We start from the raw sequence: 14,672 nt of genomic DNA, 5'->3' as shown, positions 1-14,672 counted from the left end.
AATCTTTCTCTTATTCATTTTATAGTATTAATAGTGTTTAATTTTTTTAGTTTTTAAACTTAATGATTAACTGCATATGTAAATTTATCACTGCGAATAATTTCTCGCGTTATGTGTAAAGGAAGTTGTGATCATTATAGACTAGATCCTTAATTCGCATTAATGGTGTTTTTTGTCAACACTAAGCAAAAAAGATTCTTCTCTGTTTGCAACCGCAATTTTAAAAGTTCTCTTACCCTTACTAGGAATATGAAATTTGTTTTGTGAAATTTAGTATAATGGCATGTTAAGATCTCCCGTTTTAATGTTTTCAAATTTTGGACCAAGATAAATCCATTCAAGGCAGAATGGAATGTCATCGATATATCTCAAACGTTTAATTTCTATTTTTTGCTGTTCACTAGTAGTTTAGAGAAATGTATTTTGTTTATCATTACTCATAACACTTTTGATGTTACTTAGACGATTAGAAATTTTTTGCCAGTCCTAGCGGTACTGTCTGTTAAACTTGAAAATTTTTGATTTTGAATTTTAATTTCATTACTTTTGTCAGAAACAAAAGTTATTTTATCAGAAAGCTTAATAAAGTAATTTTCTTCACTTAAAATTTTAAGAGTCTTACGAACAGTCGTGAGGCTAACGAAAGTTTTAAAGCCAGTGCACAAGTAATTAAGGTAAAAAAGTAGAATAACCAGGCAAAATAAAATCAAGATTAAAAGCAAAGACGGCTCTTTATATTGAACGAATGGTTAAATTTAGGTAATGGTGAACCTGTGTTATTAGAATGCAACTACTTTCCTTTGCTTCGCTTTATTGGACTGGAAAAGGTTGACTTAAGCAAGTCTTTATATTAGGTTTTACACAGCCAATATCACATAAAAGAAGTAAAGCCGCGGGACATAGCTATTAGTATTGCCATAGCAAGTTTGAGTGAAGCTAGATTTTTTGCAGAAGTCTGTTGGTTTTCGTTTTCCTTTGTTATTATCAAAAATAGGCTTTAAAGATGGAAATAAGAACATTGTACATATAGGAAAGCAGTATAATATTTCTGAGAGGTATAAATTTCAGTTGTAAGACAAAAAATAGATCAATTTTGGGAGATTTTGCAACTTAATATTTGCTTCAAAGTTTTGTATCTGGTCAATACTTCTATTTAGGTAGAGGTAACTTAATCTTAAAAAATCATTTTGGAAACTAGTATGTTTGGTAATCGACATTTACTCATAACCGCTTTTATTTAAAATAAGCTAAAAATATTACAAAATGTTTCTTAATTGAAAAAATAATTTAATTGGCAATCTCTCATAATAAGTTTAGAATTAAAATGTGTACCATAAAGAGCCAATTTAGAAAAACTCTCGAGGAAGAATATGAAGAAAAGCAAATTTGCTATTGCCGTAGTTAATATTATTTTTTTAATCACTATTCCAGGAATAACTATAGGCGAAGCTGAACAAGTAACAGCAGCCACTATCAAGGGCTATGTTAAAGTAAAAAAGAAGAAAAAAGTTCGCCTGTATAAAATTTCAGGAAAACATTCTAATTTTTATGCAGAATCTAAATACAAGTATCCATATAGTGCCAAGAAAAAAATTGGTAAGAAAAAAAGAACGGCCTATAAAATTGGTAACAATTCGCATTGGATTTTAGCTAAAGATGTTAAAGTAGTTAAAAAGAGCACCAAAAGAGTATATACCCAGGCAAGAATGAAATTACCGAAGGGTTACACTAAAACTGAGTTGCTACTCGCTTATCATGGTAAACCCAGCAAGAATTTTATTAATGCTTCAATGCAAGGGATGAAAACTAATGATTTTAGTCGTCTCAAAGTATCTGAAAGTAAAGCTGATGATGCAATTCAGGTTGACCTAAATCAGCTTACACCTAAGCAAATTGGAGATTTAACTGCTTTTTCTCTTCGCCTTATTAATGAAGCAAGGAATGATTTGAATTTATCTCCTTGGGTTGAAAGCAATGGAACTGGTAAATTAGCAGCTGATATTGCTTTGGAATATAGCAAAAATAATAAAACAATTAAAGACAGTCACTATGTTCCTGGAATTGTTCGTGCTTGTCATGCCAATGGACTTAACCTTGACGATAATTTTGTTGAAGACATGGCCGGTTTTTATAATATTAGTCCTACAATGACCATGACTGAATTAAAGAAAAGTGTTTATTTTGGCTTGAAACAAATGATTTTTGGTTACGTTGGCAGTGGTGAAGAAGAAAGATCTGACCAAAATTATTACCAGGAATGGGAACATGCTGGGGATTTGTTTAACACCCAAGGTACACTTCATGATGGTGATTACAACTATTATGGATTTAGTATTTCTCATAATGATAATATTTGTTCTATGCATTTTATTAGCGTTCCTACATATGTAGTTAAAAGTAAAAAGTATAATAGCGGTTTTCAGCCATAATAAGAGCAGTCTATGTGATAGACTGCTTTTATTGTATAATTACTTTTAAAATAAAATTTTGAAAGTAATGAGGAAAATAAAATGTTAATTTATATTCGCCTGGCTGAAAAAAAAGACTTGGACCAAATTATGAAAATTATTGATCAAGCAAAAAAATTGCTAAAAGAAGACAGCAATCCTCAGTGGCAAAATGGCTCTCCTAACCGTGAAATGCTTGCAGAAGATATTGCTTTAAAGCGTGCATATTGTCTTGTTGCCAATAAAGAGATAGCGGGAGTTGCTGTTTTGTTAACAACGGCTGATCCCAATTATAGTGAAATAGATGGTGCTTGGAAAAATAATGATGAACAATATGCCACTATTCACAGAATTGCAATTAGCACAAAATTTCGCGGTCAGCACCTCAGTCAGTTTATGATGTCAAACTTGATATCGAGAGGATTGATGCTGGGCATTCATAATTTCCGCATTGATACACATGAGGTCAATAAGCGCATGCAGAGTCTGATTAAAAGTTTAGGGTTTGAATATCGGGGAATTGTTCAGGTTGATCAAACTGAAAATGGCGCTAGAAACGCATATGAACTAAATTTATAGCAAGAAAAAAGCTGTTTTCTCTTGACTTGCAGAGCACAATTTCCTATACTATTAAATGTTGAGCATACAAGTAAAAGCTCAGATGGTATTGGGTTATAGCCAAGCGGTAAGGCACTAGTTTTTGGTACTAGTATGCGCTGGTTCGAATCCAGCTAACCCAATTGTTCTTACGAACACCCAACCCGAAAGATGATAGTTCTGAAATAAGAACTATTTCTTTTTTTGTTTAGAAAATGCACAAAAAATTTTTTATTTTTTAGCTTTTACTATTTAAAAATCAGGGAAAAGGGTTTATGATATCCTCTATGTTTGGTTTGTAATGTTTTATTTTTATGAGGTTTAACCAACACAAAAGTATGAATAATGACAAAAATAAAACCGTAGTATTTGGTCATAGAGGATATCCCGTGAAGTTTGCAGAAAACTCAATGGAGGGCTTCCGCAATGCTGTTCAAAATGGAGCAGAGGGGATTGAATTTGACGTTCACTTAACTAAAGATGGCATACCGGTAGTAATGCATGACGAAAAAGTTGACCGGACAACGGATGGCTCTGGGTATATTAAGGATTTTACGCTTAAGAAATTGAGGCAGCTGCACTTGTCAAATGGTGAGCCGGTTCCAACTCTGCAAGAATTATTTGAACTACTTGAAAATAAAAATATTCAAATAAATTTGGAACTTAAAACTGGAGTGATTCATTACCGTGGTATTGAAAAAACTGTATTAAGCTTAGCACAGCTTTATCACTTCGTTTATCCGATCATTTATTCTTCATTTGATTATGTCACACTAAAAAATTGCCAGGAAATTGATCCTAACCAGATCTATTGCTACCTGACTGACGAAGAAGTAGTTAATTCGGCTAAATTAGTCAAGGATAACCATTTTGCTGGTATTCACCCAGGCAAATTACTGCCAGCTCAGGAAGCAGTTACAGAACGAATTTGGACTGTTGATGACCCGCAAATTGCTAAACAATATTTTCAAAAACATGTTGCAGGAATTTTTACTAATAACTACCCTATGATGATTAAATTACGTGATCAAATTCAAGGATAAGCTAACCTATACGAAATATTAAAATAGTTGATTTTTAAACACCTTTAACTTATACAGTTTAAAGGTGTTTTTATATGTAAAATTAGTTAATAATTAGAAAAATATTGTAGAAAAATAATTTTATTAAAGGTATAATCTATATAATTGAAAAGAAAGTTTGGTGAAAAATATGGTAGATTTAATTAAATACGTACGAAAAGGTTTAGCTGATGCTCCCTCTAATCCAATTTTGAAGTTTTCAGATTACGCCGGCAAGATTCCAGATGTTGTAAAATTCACGCTTGGTGAGCCTGATTTTAACACTCCTGATCATATCAAAGAGGCTGCCAAAAGAGGAGTTGATGAAAATCACTCTCACTATGCTCCTTCAAATGGAACTATTGGCTTACGCAAGGCAGCCAGCCAGTTTTTGAGAAAAAAATATGGGCAAAACTATGATCCAGAAACTGAGGTTTTGGTTACCAATGGCGTAACTGAATCAATTTTTGATTCTGTGTTGGCTACTTTGAATCCTGGCGATATTATGGTTGTGCCAACTCCATTATTTCCACTTTATATGACTGACGAGGGCGTTATTAATGAAGGCGTTGAAATCGTAAAAGTAAATACAGCAAATGACGGTTTTAAGCTGACACCTGAAAAATTGCAAAAGGTAATTGACAAGTACGGAGACCGGGTACGGATGTTGGTTATGAATTATCCTACAAATCCAACTGGGGTAATGTATAGTCAAGAAGAATTGGATGCTTTGGCGGATGTCATTCGTGATAAGCCAATTTTTGCACTATGTGATGAAATTTACAGTGAATTGAACTATGATCAACCACATGCTTCAATGGAAAAATCATTGCATGACCAAGTAATTTTAATGAACGGCGTTTCCAAGTCATGGGCCATGACCGGTTACCGAATTGGTATTGTTTGTGCGCCTAAAAATATTTTGCAACAAATTGCAAAAGTTCACCAAGCAATAGTTACTACTGAGCCAACACCTATGCAAGATGCAGCTGAAGAAGCCTTTAAAAACGGTATGGATGACGCACTGCCAATGAAAGAAGAATTTCAAAAGCGGCGTGATGCTTTGTATTCCGGCCTAACCAAAATAGGTTTTGAGTGTGCTAAACCCCAAGGCGCATTCTACATTTTTGCTAAAATACCAGATGGTTTTGAACAGGATGATAATAAATTTATTTATGAGCTGGTTGACAAGGCAAAAGTTGCTGTTACAGCAGGTTCCAGTTTTAGTGAAGGCGGAGAAGGTTACATTAGATTTTCTTACGCTGTTTCAATGGATCAAATTGAAGAAGGACTGAAGCGACTAGAAAAGTTCGTTAAAAAAATAAGAAGTAATATTTAAGAAAATTTTGCTTGCAATCACGTACGTTTTTCGGTATTATAATTAACGTGCGTGACGGAGGAGTAGCGAAGTGGCTAAACGCGGCGGTCTGTAAAACCGCTCTCTCTGAGTTCGGCGGTTCGAATCCACCCTCCTCCATTATCACTGGGTTATAGCCAAGCGGTAAGGCACTAGTTTTTGGTACTAGTATGCGCTGGTTCGAATCCAGCTAACCCAATAAAAAAGGCGACTCGTTAGAGTTGTCTTTTTGTTTGTTTAAGCTATGTTATTAACTTTGATATACTTATTCTTATCAATTACGTAGTAAAGCTTCTTTTTAATTTTGATCGGATTGCCATAAACCCGAACTGATTTGCCTTTCTTTACCAGCAATTTGCGGATTCTTTTGCCTTTTTTGTTATAAACGTATGAATTATGCTTAATTTTTTTCTTTTGTCCAGTAACATCTTGAGTGTTAACGTATATATTTTCACCAAGTTTGTAAAACTCTAATTCATTAATTTTTTTAGTACCAAAAGTTTCAACAATCATTCCTGCTTTAAGTTTAAACCCTTTAACGGGTTGGCCATTTTTGTCATAAACTTGAGCTGGATAATAAAGTGTAAAAGGAGTTTTAACTACCTCTTTAGCTTGTTGCGCTTCGGAACTAGAAGAATTAGCTACTCTTACTTCTGGAGTCACTGTTTTATTATTAGCCAAGGCTGGTTGCTCTCCATTAACTGCAGCAGGGAACGAACCAGTATTTGGAATAGACTTACTGCTCCCATGATTAATATCATTCTTATTTACTGGAATATGAATATCATTAACAGTATCATCTAAATCAATATTTCCGGTTGTCCATGAAATAGGTTGAGTCACATAAGTGTCAGCGGGGCATTTAGCATCTTCTTGGTCATATAATTTAGCTAATTCTGCAACTGTAATAGGTTTTCCTGCAGGTTGAGCGACATTGCCACCAGCTACTGGTATAAACTTTTCATTTCCTATATTAGTAAAAGCGTCAGACTTGAGTCTATGTTTGCCTAAGCTAAGAATAAAGCCATTTAAATTTTTTCCCATGCCTTCAAACATGTTAGCCATTTCAAAGATGTTGCCAGTGTCCCAAAAACTCAAATTTAATTGATTTATGTTGGAATTTTTGAACATATAACTCATGTTGGTTACGTTGTAAGTTTGCCATTTTGTAATATCATTCAAATCGGCTGCACAAATCCCACTAAACATGTAACTCATGTTCTTAACGTTGCCAGTTTTCCAGTTAGCAAGTTTTAGAGTTGCTAATGAACTTGCACCTTCAAACATATGACTAAAATCGAAAACACTATCTGTTCTAAAGTTATCCATATTAACTGTGGTTAGACTTACATCATTTTTAAACATGCTGTTCATATCTCTGTTATTGATTGTAGTCCATGTACTTAAATCCAATGCTGTAAGTTTGGAATCATTTGCAAATAAACTACTCAAATCACTAGTTTCGGAAGCATCTACATTTTCAATATTAATGAATCCTTCTAAATTAGGTAGATTAGCAAATTTGCCACTTGAATTGTAGGCGAGTTGAACTTTAAGGGGTAAACCATAATCTGCTATTACCTGTTCGAAAGCAATATAGTGAACTTCATTAGCGTTAATTATCTGACTAATTGGCTTAGAAGACAGTATTCCACCTTTAATTGTCAGTGTTTTAGTACTTGGATTAAAAGTCCATTCACATTCGTTATCCTTGCCATGATTGTTATTCTTTTCCTCTTGTGAATTAATTTTTTTGTTATTTTTCACGAATGAATAATTTGTGTCAGTAGAAATTTTAGTCGTAGTAGAAGTTTCACTAGTATTGGCATATACCGATTTTTCACTAGCCGCTAACGAAACTCCTAACAAAGCACTTGCAATTATACCATAAGAAAATAATTTAAATTTGTTATTTATTGCAAAATAATAATTGTTATTTTTCCCCATTCTGTGTTTTGACTTTAGCATAATTAAAACCTCTATATGTAATTTATACATTTACCTTTATAATAGGGTATACAGTATTTATTGATGTTGGTCAAACTTTTTATTTGGTAAAATAAGAGCTTTTTGTTATTTTAAATAATTGAAAAAAGTTATTATTACTTATGGTTAAATAATATTTAAAAATGCTATTTTGTATAAAAACGTTATTTATAAAAATGTATATATTTGCTATGAAACAAAATTTTTAAATAATCATTTTTGAATACATATGTTAAAAAATATAGAATAATATTATTAGAAATTATGATTTTTATTTATTTAAAACTAATCGTTAAGTTTAACCTTTTTTTGTGTAGTAATAGTACAATAGAGGAGCTAACTTTGATTAAGAAGGGAAATATATGTCAAGACTTGTGCGAGTTGGTGCCGGAGGTAAAGAAATTAGCTGGCATAATGCCTTAAATGATTTGCGTGCTGATGATGTATTGCTTTTGGAACCAGGATTTTATGAAATACCTGCGGGAATTTTTTTATCTGATATCACTATTAAAGGAACTGGCAATCTTCCTGAAGACACAACAATTCTGGGTTATCTGAATGTAGATGCCGGCAGTCAATTTGTTAATTTAGAAAATTTGTGTGTTAATACTGTAAATGATGCCAACAGCTTGTTTATACCTGCTGAAGCTAATACTTTTTTGTCGTTACGCAACTGTATTGTCAAAGGCTTTGGTGGTGATACGGCTACAATAGCTGCTAACGGTAAAGTAACACTGGAGTTATTTTCGACAGTAATTATGAATGGCTCTGTTTCTTTATTTGCTGATTCCAATTTTCGCTTGGAAATGAATGATTCGACTATCAAGAATGTTGTTCAGGATATTGGAGCTTTGGCACTGGAAGGGCATGGCACTGCTATTATCAATAATTCTCGTATTCATGGCAGTATTGATACTTTTAAAAAATCAAATGTTGAATTAGATATAAATAACACCGTTGTTTCCTCACTTCTTATTCAGGGACAGGCTTGGGTAAACATGCTTAACAGCAAGCTTTTGTCGCAAGAGGATACAGGAATGTTTATAACCGATGAGACTTGGATTAATATCATTGGCAGTGAGTTTAAAGGTGGCTTTTACTGCGAGAAAAACCCACATATCATAATCCAGAACAGCAGAATAAACCGCTTAATTGCCACAGGTGAAGCGAAGATCACACTTAACAATTCTGTTATTGCCAATCATGCTGATTTTCAGAATGAGGTTGAGTGCAATTCAAGACGTGTAACGTTCAATGGTGGCAATGAGTATGAGTATTTCTTAGCTCTAAGCGATCAGGCTCAGTTTGAAGGACATGATCTTATCTTTAATTCTAATGGTGCAAATCTGGCTGTGGAAAATCAGGCACACTTGCATGCCAGCGTGATTGCTACAAGTGATGATTCAATAACGGTAGAATGTGGGCAAAATGCTGAATTTCGCTTATGGGGTATGAAGTGGACCACTAAAAAGAATTAAGTTGATTATTTTTAATTTGTAAGGTATCATGCAGAGTAGACCAATTTGAATTATAAAAAGATGTGTAATGGGGGTGCATTCATGGAAGAACCAATGTACATCAAGATTCATAATCAAATTAAACGTGAAATAGAAAATCATAATTACAAAGTTGGGAGTAAAATTCCAGCCGAAAGGCAGTTAGCCCAAAAATTTGGTGTTTCCCGCATGACGTTGCGACAGGCAATTAAAACTTTGGAAGATGAAGGTATTTTAGAGCAACGTGTTGGTAGCGGTACATATGTTGCTAACCAAAAAGTGCAGGAAAAAATGTCGGGAATCATGTCCTTTACCGATATTACGCATGCAAATGGTCAAACACCCTCTAGTAAGTTGATTTCTTATCGTTTTGGCAAACCTTCTTTATCAGAGATGGAACGACTGGATTTAGATGATACACAAGAAGTTTTGCGAATGGAACGTATTCGTTATGCAGATGATGTTCCAATTTGCTATGAAGTAGTATCTATTCCGCATAGTTTGATTTTAAATATGTCAAAAGCTGATATTTCTTCACATTTATATCAAACTTTAGAAAAAAGTGGTTATACAATAGGACGTGTAACCGAATATATTTCTGCAGCTGTAGCAAACGAGAATGCAGCTAGATTGCTTGATGCAAAAAAAGGTGAAGCGTTAATTACTCGTTTGCAAGTAACAGAGCTTTCTAATGGCGTACCTTTTGAGTACACTAGAGCCAGCTATGTTGCAGATCGTTTTGAATTTACTTTTGCAAAATAAAAACTCTGAATTAACTTTGTTAGTTAGTTCAGAGTTCTTTTTTATTTTAAATCATCTTTAATTTTAGTAGTGGAAATTCCTGGAGTGCGAGGCAAATAGACTACATTGCAGTATGATTTTAAAAAATCAAATTTACCACTCCAGTCATTACCCATTACAAAGGTATCAATATCATATTTTTGGATATCACTTGTCTTTTGCTCCCAATCTTTTTCGGGAATAACCTGGTCCACGTAACGAATAGCTTCAAGAATATATTTTCTTTCAGCATAGCTATTATACGATTCCTTGTGTTTTTGGAGTTGATTGAACTCATCGGTAGATAATCCCACAATAAGATAGTCCCCTAATTCACGGGCGCGTTTCAGCAGGCGGACGTGACCATAATGCAGTAAATCAAATGTACCATAAGTAATTATTTTTTTCATAGTTCCAGTACTCCTATCAATTTGACGAGTTAATAGTATCATATTTATAGAAAAGGTAAAGCGTATCCTCAATTTGATATTATTTTGATAAAATAAAGTAAATTGAGGATTAGGAGATATAGTTATGACTAAAGTAAATGTTTTAGGAGTTAGTTTCGATAATAAAAGTTTTAACCAGTTTCAAAATGAATTCGTTGGTAGAATCAATGCACATCAGTCAACCTTTATAGTTACTGCCAATCCTGAAATTGTTATGTCAGCTAATGAAAATCCTGAATTTATGAAGATTTTAACTTATGATGCTGACTATATCACCGCTGATGGCATTGGAATTGTAAAAGCAAGTCACATATTAGGAGAGCCGCTTAAAGAAAGGGTAACAGGTTATGATCTATTTTCTTGGTTAATGAAGTTGGCAAATGAACGCAGCTTAAGAGTATATCTTATCGGGGCTCGACCAGAGGTAATTCATGATATTCAAGGAAAAATTGCCAGGGACTATTCTGATATTCAGTTGGTAGGAGCTGAGGACGGCTATTTTAAGGAAGATTTGGAACTTGTTGCCTACCAGATAGAACGTACAGAACCTGACCTGGTTTTTGCTGCATTGGGTTCCCCTCGTCAAGAACAGCTCTTGTCTGTTTTGCGGAGAAATCTGCTACCTGCGCTTATGATGGGAGTGGGAGGCAGTTTTGATGTCTTTTCAGGCAAAGTCAAACGAGCTCCTCAAATTTGGCAGACTGTTCATTTAGAGTGGTTTTATCGTCTTCTTAAAAATCCTTCTCGGTTAAAGCGAATGATGGTTTTACCACATTTTGTTCACGAAGTTTACCAGTCGAAAAAAGGGAAAGAATAATTATGAAAGTTTTGCACGTTAATGCTGGACTTGAAAATGGCGGCGGCCTGACCCACATCATTAATTTGCTAAAAGAAGCTAAAAATGAGCAACAAAACTTTACTTTATTATGTTTAGCCGATGGTCCTGTTGCTCAAGCTGCTCGCACGGCAAAGCTGGATGTACAAGTTTTGGGGATAAAAAGTCGTTATGATTTAGGTGGCTTGAATAAGCTTGCTAATTTCATTAATCAGGGAAACTTTAATATAGTTCATACTCACGGACCTAGGGCAAATCTTTTCCTGTCTTTAATTAGGCGAAAAATTACAGCTAAATGGTGCATAACTGTTCATTCCGACCCCTATCTTGATTTTGTTGGTCGCGGTTTAAAGGGCAAAATATTCACCAAAGTTAATTTGCATGCAATTAGCCAAGCAGATTGTATTTTTGCTGTCACCAAAAAGTTTGCTAATTTATTAATTAAAAAAGTAAAAATTAACCCGGAAAAAGTACATGTAATATATAATGGCACTTTTTTTCATGAAGACAGCCAGATTCCTGCTAAATATGAACATCCCAATTTTAATATAGTAAATGTTGCCAGAGCCGAAAAAGTTAAGGGTCAGGCGTTGCTGCTACAAGCATTAAAAAAACTAAATAATGCCAATGTTCATTTATTTATTGTTGGGGATGGTACGGAGTTAAACTCCCTAAAAAATCTGGCGCAACAATTAAAATTGGGTCCACAAGTAATTTTTCAAGGGTTTATGACGCATAAACAATTAAAAAATTTATATCGACGTATGGACCTAGCAGTTTTAACTTCATATTCAGAAAGTTTTCCCTTAGTGCTACTGGAAGCAAGTGACAATCTTTTGCCACTGCTGTCGACTGCTGTAGGTGATATTACGGTAATGATACCGGATCAAAAGCATGGTTTTGTAGCTAATATTGGTGATGTAGATTCGATTTGCACTCAGTTAAGGCGAGCTATAGACACGCCTAAAGAGCTGCTTAAAGAAATGGCTCAGCGTGAAAAAAATTATGTTGAACGACATTTTTCATTAAAGAAGCAGTTGGAAAGCATTTTGCAGGTATACAGCACGATCGCATAGATTGACAAGATTGTTAAAAAATCCACAAATGTTTATAATAAGACAAAAAATATTAGTGGATTAATAAGAGGACAGAATGTTTTATCAAGAATTGGATAAAGATGATTCGTTAACCCTTCATACAGATTTGTATGAAATTAACATGATGTATACCTATTTTAAAAAAGGAATTTCAGAACGCAATGCGGTTTTTGAGGTTTACTACCGCAAAGAACCTTTTGGCAATGGCTATTCTGTTTATGCAGGACTAGAACACGTAATTTTATACTTGCAAAACTTAAAATTTAAAGAAAGCGATTTGAAGTATTTAAAAGAAGAGATTGGCTATGACGATGATTTTATTGATTATCTGCGCCAATTGAAAATGAAGCTTACGGTGAGGTCGATGCCCGAAGGGGAAATAGCTTTTGCCAACGAACCTTTGCTTCAAGTTGAAGGACCATTAGCTCAATGTCAATTAGTTGAGACTGCCATTTTAAATATTATTAATTATCAAACCTTATTAGCGACTAAAGCAGCTCGTGTCAAGCTGGCCGTGCAAGGCGACGGTGTCATGGAATTTGGTACTAGACGGGCACAGGAAGCAGATGCTGCAATTTGGGGTACTCGTGCAGCTTATATCGGTGGTTTTGACTCAACAAGCAATGTTCGTGCAGGTAAGTTGTTTGGGATTCCTGTTTCTGGTACACATGCTCATTCATTGGTGGAGGCATTTGGCAGTGAATATGAAGCATTCAAAGCTTATGCAGAAACGCATAAGGACTGCGTTTTTCTTGTAGATACATATGATACTGTCAGAAGCGGCGTACCAAATGCTATCCGTGTTGCCAATGAAATGGGAGATAAGATAAACTTTCAAGGCGTGCGTATAGATTCTGGTGACATGGCTTATATTTCTAAGCAGGTTCGTCGCGAGCTGGATAATGCCGGTTATACCAGTGCCAAAATTTTTGCTTCAAATGATTTGGATGAGACCACGATTACAAGTTTGAAAATGCAAGGTGCCAAAATTGATGTTTGGGGTATTGGCACTAAATATATTACTGCTTATGACCAGCCCGCTTTAGGAGCCGTTTATAAGTTAGTCTCAATTGAAGATGATCAGCACCATATGCGTGATACTTTAAAAATTTCTTCGAATGTGGAAAAAGTCTCAACTCCAGGTAAAAAGCAGGTTTGGCGTATTTCAGCCAATACTGAAAAGAAAAATGAAGGTGACTGGATTGCACGGGCTGGTGTGGATCCGCGAAAATTTGATTCACTTTACATGTTTCATCCCCAGTATACTTATATCAATAAAGTGGTAACTGATTATACTGCTGAGCCGCTTTTAAAAGATATTTTTGTAAATGGCCAATTGAAATATCACAAGCCTAAATTAACAGATATCAAAAACTTTTGTGCTGCTAATTTAGATGGTCTTTGGGATGAATATAAAAGAAGTTTGAACCCACAGGAATACCCTGTTGATCTTTCTCAAGATCTGTATGACAGTAAAATGAACATCATTCAGGATATTCGTGCAAGTATTAACAAAGGAGATACCGTACATTGAGGCCATTGCAAGAACAAATTATAAAATATGAACATGTTTTACCCCAAATTGATCCTCAAAAAGAAATTCGACGCTCAGTTAATTTTTTGAAGGATTATCTTAAAGAAAATACATTTTTAAAATCATATGTGCTGGGTATTTCAGGGGGGCAGGATTCTACGTTGGCAGGAAAACTGTGCCAAATGGCAATTTCCGAAATGCGTGATGAAACGGGCGATAGTTCATATCAATTTATTGCAGTTCGTTTACCTTATGGCGTTCAAACAGATGCTCAAGATGCAGCTGATGCTGTGGCATTTCAAAAACCCGATCAGGATTTAATAGTCAATATTAAACCTGCTGTTGATGCTTTGGTAGCCAGTTTGAATGAAGCTGGACAGCAGATCACAGATTTTAACAAGGGTAATATTAAGGCTCGTGAACGTATGGTTGTACAGTACGCTATTGCTGGTGCTCACAATGGTGCGGTAGTTGGTACAGATCATGCGGCTGAAAATTTTAGCGGTTTTTATACTAAATATGGCGATGGTGCAGCAGACCTGACACCGCTTTTCCGTTTAGATAAACGGCAAGGCAAGCAGATGCTTAAATTTTTAAATTGTCCAGAGCACTTGTACCAAAAAGCGCCAACGGCAGATTTGGAAGAAAATAAGCCAGGCTTACCGGATGAAACTGCACTGGGAGTTAGCTACAAGGATGTAGATGACTACCTAGAAGGTCGTACTGTATCTGAACTGGCTGCAGAGAAGATTGAGTCGCTCTGGCGTAAAAGTGAACATAAGAGACATTTGCCTGTAACAGTTTTTGATGATTTTTATCGCAGGTAGATTTGAAAGCAGAATACTTTAAGGCATTCAAATTTAGCTGCACGTTGACAAAAACTGTGCAAGTAGTACAATTACTGATAACTTAAGATATGTTTTTTAAGATTAGCAGTTCAAAGAGAGAATCGCATGGTGAAAATGATTTACTGCTATTTAAAAAATGCTCCTTATGGTTTAACAAATAAAATTAATTAAGAGGTAACAAGCAC

Annotated in this window: 13 protein-coding genes and 3 tRNA genes; 13 read left to right on the top strand and 3 right to left on the bottom strand. The window is 34.8% G+C overall.

Annotated features, from left to right (window positions below; all coding sequences use genetic code 11):
- Window positions 1-270: 270 nt before the first annotated feature.
- On the bottom strand, window positions 271-387 hold the full coding sequence (locus tag LDM90_RS09505; protein WP_223897530.1) for a hypothetical protein: 117 nt from the start codon (window positions 385-387) through the stop codon (window positions 271-273).
- Between the two features lie 983 nt (window positions 388-1,370).
- Here LDM90_RS09505 and LDM90_RS07650 point away from each other — a divergent pair.
- The 7 genes from LDM90_RS07650 to LDM90_RS07620 all read left to right on the top strand — a co-directional run bounded on the left by LDM90_RS07650 (window position 1,371) and on the right by LDM90_RS07620 (window position 5,661).
- On the top strand, window positions 1,371-2,429 hold the full coding sequence (locus tag LDM90_RS07650) for an SEC10/PgrA surface exclusion domain-containing protein (RefSeq protein ID WP_223897486.1): 1,059 nt from the start codon (window positions 1,371-1,373) through the stop codon (window positions 2,427-2,429).
- A gap of 81 nt (window positions 2,430-2,510) precedes the next feature.
- Window positions 2,511-3,026, top strand: a complete 516-nt coding sequence (locus LDM90_RS07645; protein ID WP_198213924.1) for a GNAT family N-acetyltransferase — start codon at window positions 2,511-2,513, stop codon at window positions 3,024-3,026.
- A gap of 89 nt (window positions 3,027-3,115) precedes the next feature.
- A tRNA-Gln gene (locus LDM90_RS07640) sits at window positions 3,116-3,187 on the top strand.
- A 171-nt stretch (window positions 3,188-3,358) separates the two neighbouring features.
- Complete coding sequence (locus tag LDM90_RS07635; RefSeq protein ID WP_370520803.1) at window positions 3,359-4,087, top strand: glycerophosphodiester phosphodiesterase family protein; 729 nt, start codon at window positions 3,359-3,361, stop codon at window positions 4,085-4,087.
- 169 nt (window positions 4,088-4,256) lie between these two features.
- A complete protein-coding gene (locus tag LDM90_RS07630; RefSeq protein WP_223897488.1) occupies window positions 4,257-5,444 on the top strand; it encodes an aminotransferase class I/II-fold pyridoxal phosphate-dependent enzyme in 1,188 nt (395 codons plus the stop codon).
- Window positions 5,445-5,500: 56 nt separating this feature from the next.
- Window positions 5,501-5,582, top strand: a tRNA-Tyr gene (locus LDM90_RS07625).
- Between the two features lie 7 nt (window positions 5,583-5,589).
- Window positions 5,590-5,661: transfer RNA gene (locus LDM90_RS07620), tRNA-Gln, on the top strand.
- Between the two features lie 38 nt (window positions 5,662-5,699).
- Here LDM90_RS07620 and LDM90_RS07615 read toward each other — a convergent pair.
- Entirely contained in the window at window positions 5,700-7,430 is a 1,731-nt protein-coding gene (locus LDM90_RS07615) for a BspA family leucine-rich repeat surface protein (protein ID WP_223897490.1), read from the bottom strand.
- Between the two features lie 380 nt (window positions 7,431-7,810).
- Between LDM90_RS07615 and LDM90_RS07610 the strand changes: the two genes are divergently transcribed.
- Both LDM90_RS07610 and LDM90_RS07605 read left to right on the top strand, forming a co-directional pair.
- Window positions 7,811-8,926 (top strand): hypothetical protein, encoded by a 1,116-nt coding sequence (locus LDM90_RS07610; protein WP_223897492.1) that lies wholly within the window; start codon window positions 7,811-7,813, stop codon window positions 8,924-8,926.
- Between the two features lie 81 nt (window positions 8,927-9,007).
- Entirely contained in the window at window positions 9,008-9,706 is a 699-nt protein-coding gene (locus LDM90_RS07605) for a GntR family transcriptional regulator (RefSeq protein ID WP_034980690.1), read from the top strand.
- Between the two features lie 41 nt (window positions 9,707-9,747).
- Here LDM90_RS07605 and tagD read toward each other — a convergent pair whose 3' ends face one another.
- On the bottom strand, window positions 9,748-10,134 hold the full coding sequence (tagD, locus tag LDM90_RS07600) for a glycerol-3-phosphate cytidylyltransferase (protein ID WP_223897494.1): 387 nt from the start codon (window positions 10,132-10,134) through the stop codon (window positions 9,748-9,750).
- A gap of 124 nt (window positions 10,135-10,258) precedes the next feature.
- On the opposite strand from tagD, the gene LDM90_RS07595 reads away from it, so the two are divergent.
- The 4 genes from LDM90_RS07595 (at window position 10,259) to nadE (ending at window position 14,466) form a co-directional block, all read left to right on the top strand.
- Window positions 10,259-10,990 carry a WecB/TagA/CpsF family glycosyltransferase gene (locus LDM90_RS07595; protein WP_223897496.1) on the top strand — a complete coding sequence of 244 codons (732 nt, stop codon included), beginning with the start codon at window positions 10,259-10,261 and terminating at the stop codon, window positions 10,988-10,990.
- Window positions 10,991-10,992: 2 nt separating this feature from the next.
- Entirely contained in the window at window positions 10,993-12,084 is a 1,092-nt protein-coding gene (locus tag LDM90_RS07590; RefSeq protein WP_223897498.1) for a glycosyltransferase, read from the top strand.
- 76 nt (window positions 12,085-12,160) lie between these two features.
- On the top strand, window positions 12,161-13,639 hold the full coding sequence (locus tag LDM90_RS07585; protein ID WP_223897500.1) for a nicotinate phosphoribosyltransferase: 1,479 nt from the start codon (window positions 12,161-12,163) through the stop codon (window positions 13,637-13,639).
- The gene (gene nadE, locus LDM90_RS07580) at window positions 13,636-14,466 is read left to right on the top strand and encodes an NAD(+) synthase (protein WP_034980699.1); all 831 of its coding nucleotides are present in this window, start codon (window positions 13,636-13,638) and stop codon (window positions 14,464-14,466) included. The genes LDM90_RS07585 and nadE overlap by 4 nt, the downstream gene beginning before the upstream one ends.
- Window positions 14,467-14,672: the final 206 nt, after the last annotated feature.

Source organism: Lactobacillus huangpiensis, from assembly GCF_019972815.1.
GTDB lineage: Bacteria > Bacillota > Bacilli > Lactobacillales > Lactobacillaceae > Lactobacillus > Lactobacillus huangpiensis.
Note: the sequence above shows the minus strand (reverse complement) of the source record. Positions and strands in the feature narration are given on the sequence as shown.

Bases quoted from the DNA above. Each gene is read 5' to 3' on its own strand.
- LDM90_RS07650 (WP_223897486.1), top strand. From the start codon at position 1,371: ATGAAGAAAAGCAAATTTGCTATTGCCGTAGTTAATATTATTTTTTTA.
- LDM90_RS07645 (WP_198213924.1), top strand. From the start codon at position 2,511: ATGTTAATTTATATTCGCCTGGCTGAAAAAAAAGACTTGGACCAAATT.
- LDM90_RS07635 (WP_370520803.1), top strand. From the start codon at position 3,359: ATGAGGTTTAACCAACACAAAAGTATGAATAATGACAAAAATAAAACC.
- LDM90_RS07630 (WP_223897488.1), top strand. From the start codon at position 4,257: ATGGTAGATTTAATTAAATACGTACGAAAAGGTTTAGCTGATGCTCCC.
- LDM90_RS07615 (WP_223897490.1), bottom strand. From the start codon at position 7,430: ATGCTAAAGTCAAAACACAGAATGGGGAAAAATAACAATTATTATTTT.
- LDM90_RS07610 (WP_223897492.1), top strand. From the start codon at position 7,811: ATGTCAAGACTTGTGCGAGTTGGTGCCGGAGGTAAAGAAATTAGCTGG.
- LDM90_RS07605 (WP_034980690.1), top strand. From the start codon at position 9,008: ATGGAAGAACCAATGTACATCAAGATTCATAATCAAATTAAACGTGAA.
- tagD (WP_223897494.1), bottom strand. From the start codon at position 10,134: ATGAAAAAAATAATTACTTATGGTACATTTGATTTACTGCATTATGGT.
- LDM90_RS07595 (WP_223897496.1), top strand. From the start codon at position 10,259: ATGACTAAAGTAAATGTTTTAGGAGTTAGTTTCGATAATAAAAGTTTT.
- LDM90_RS07590 (WP_223897498.1), top strand. From the start codon at position 10,993: ATGAAAGTTTTGCACGTTAATGCTGGACTTGAAAATGGCGGCGGCCTG.
- LDM90_RS07585 (WP_223897500.1), top strand. From the start codon at position 12,161: ATGTTTTATCAAGAATTGGATAAAGATGATTCGTTAACCCTTCATACA.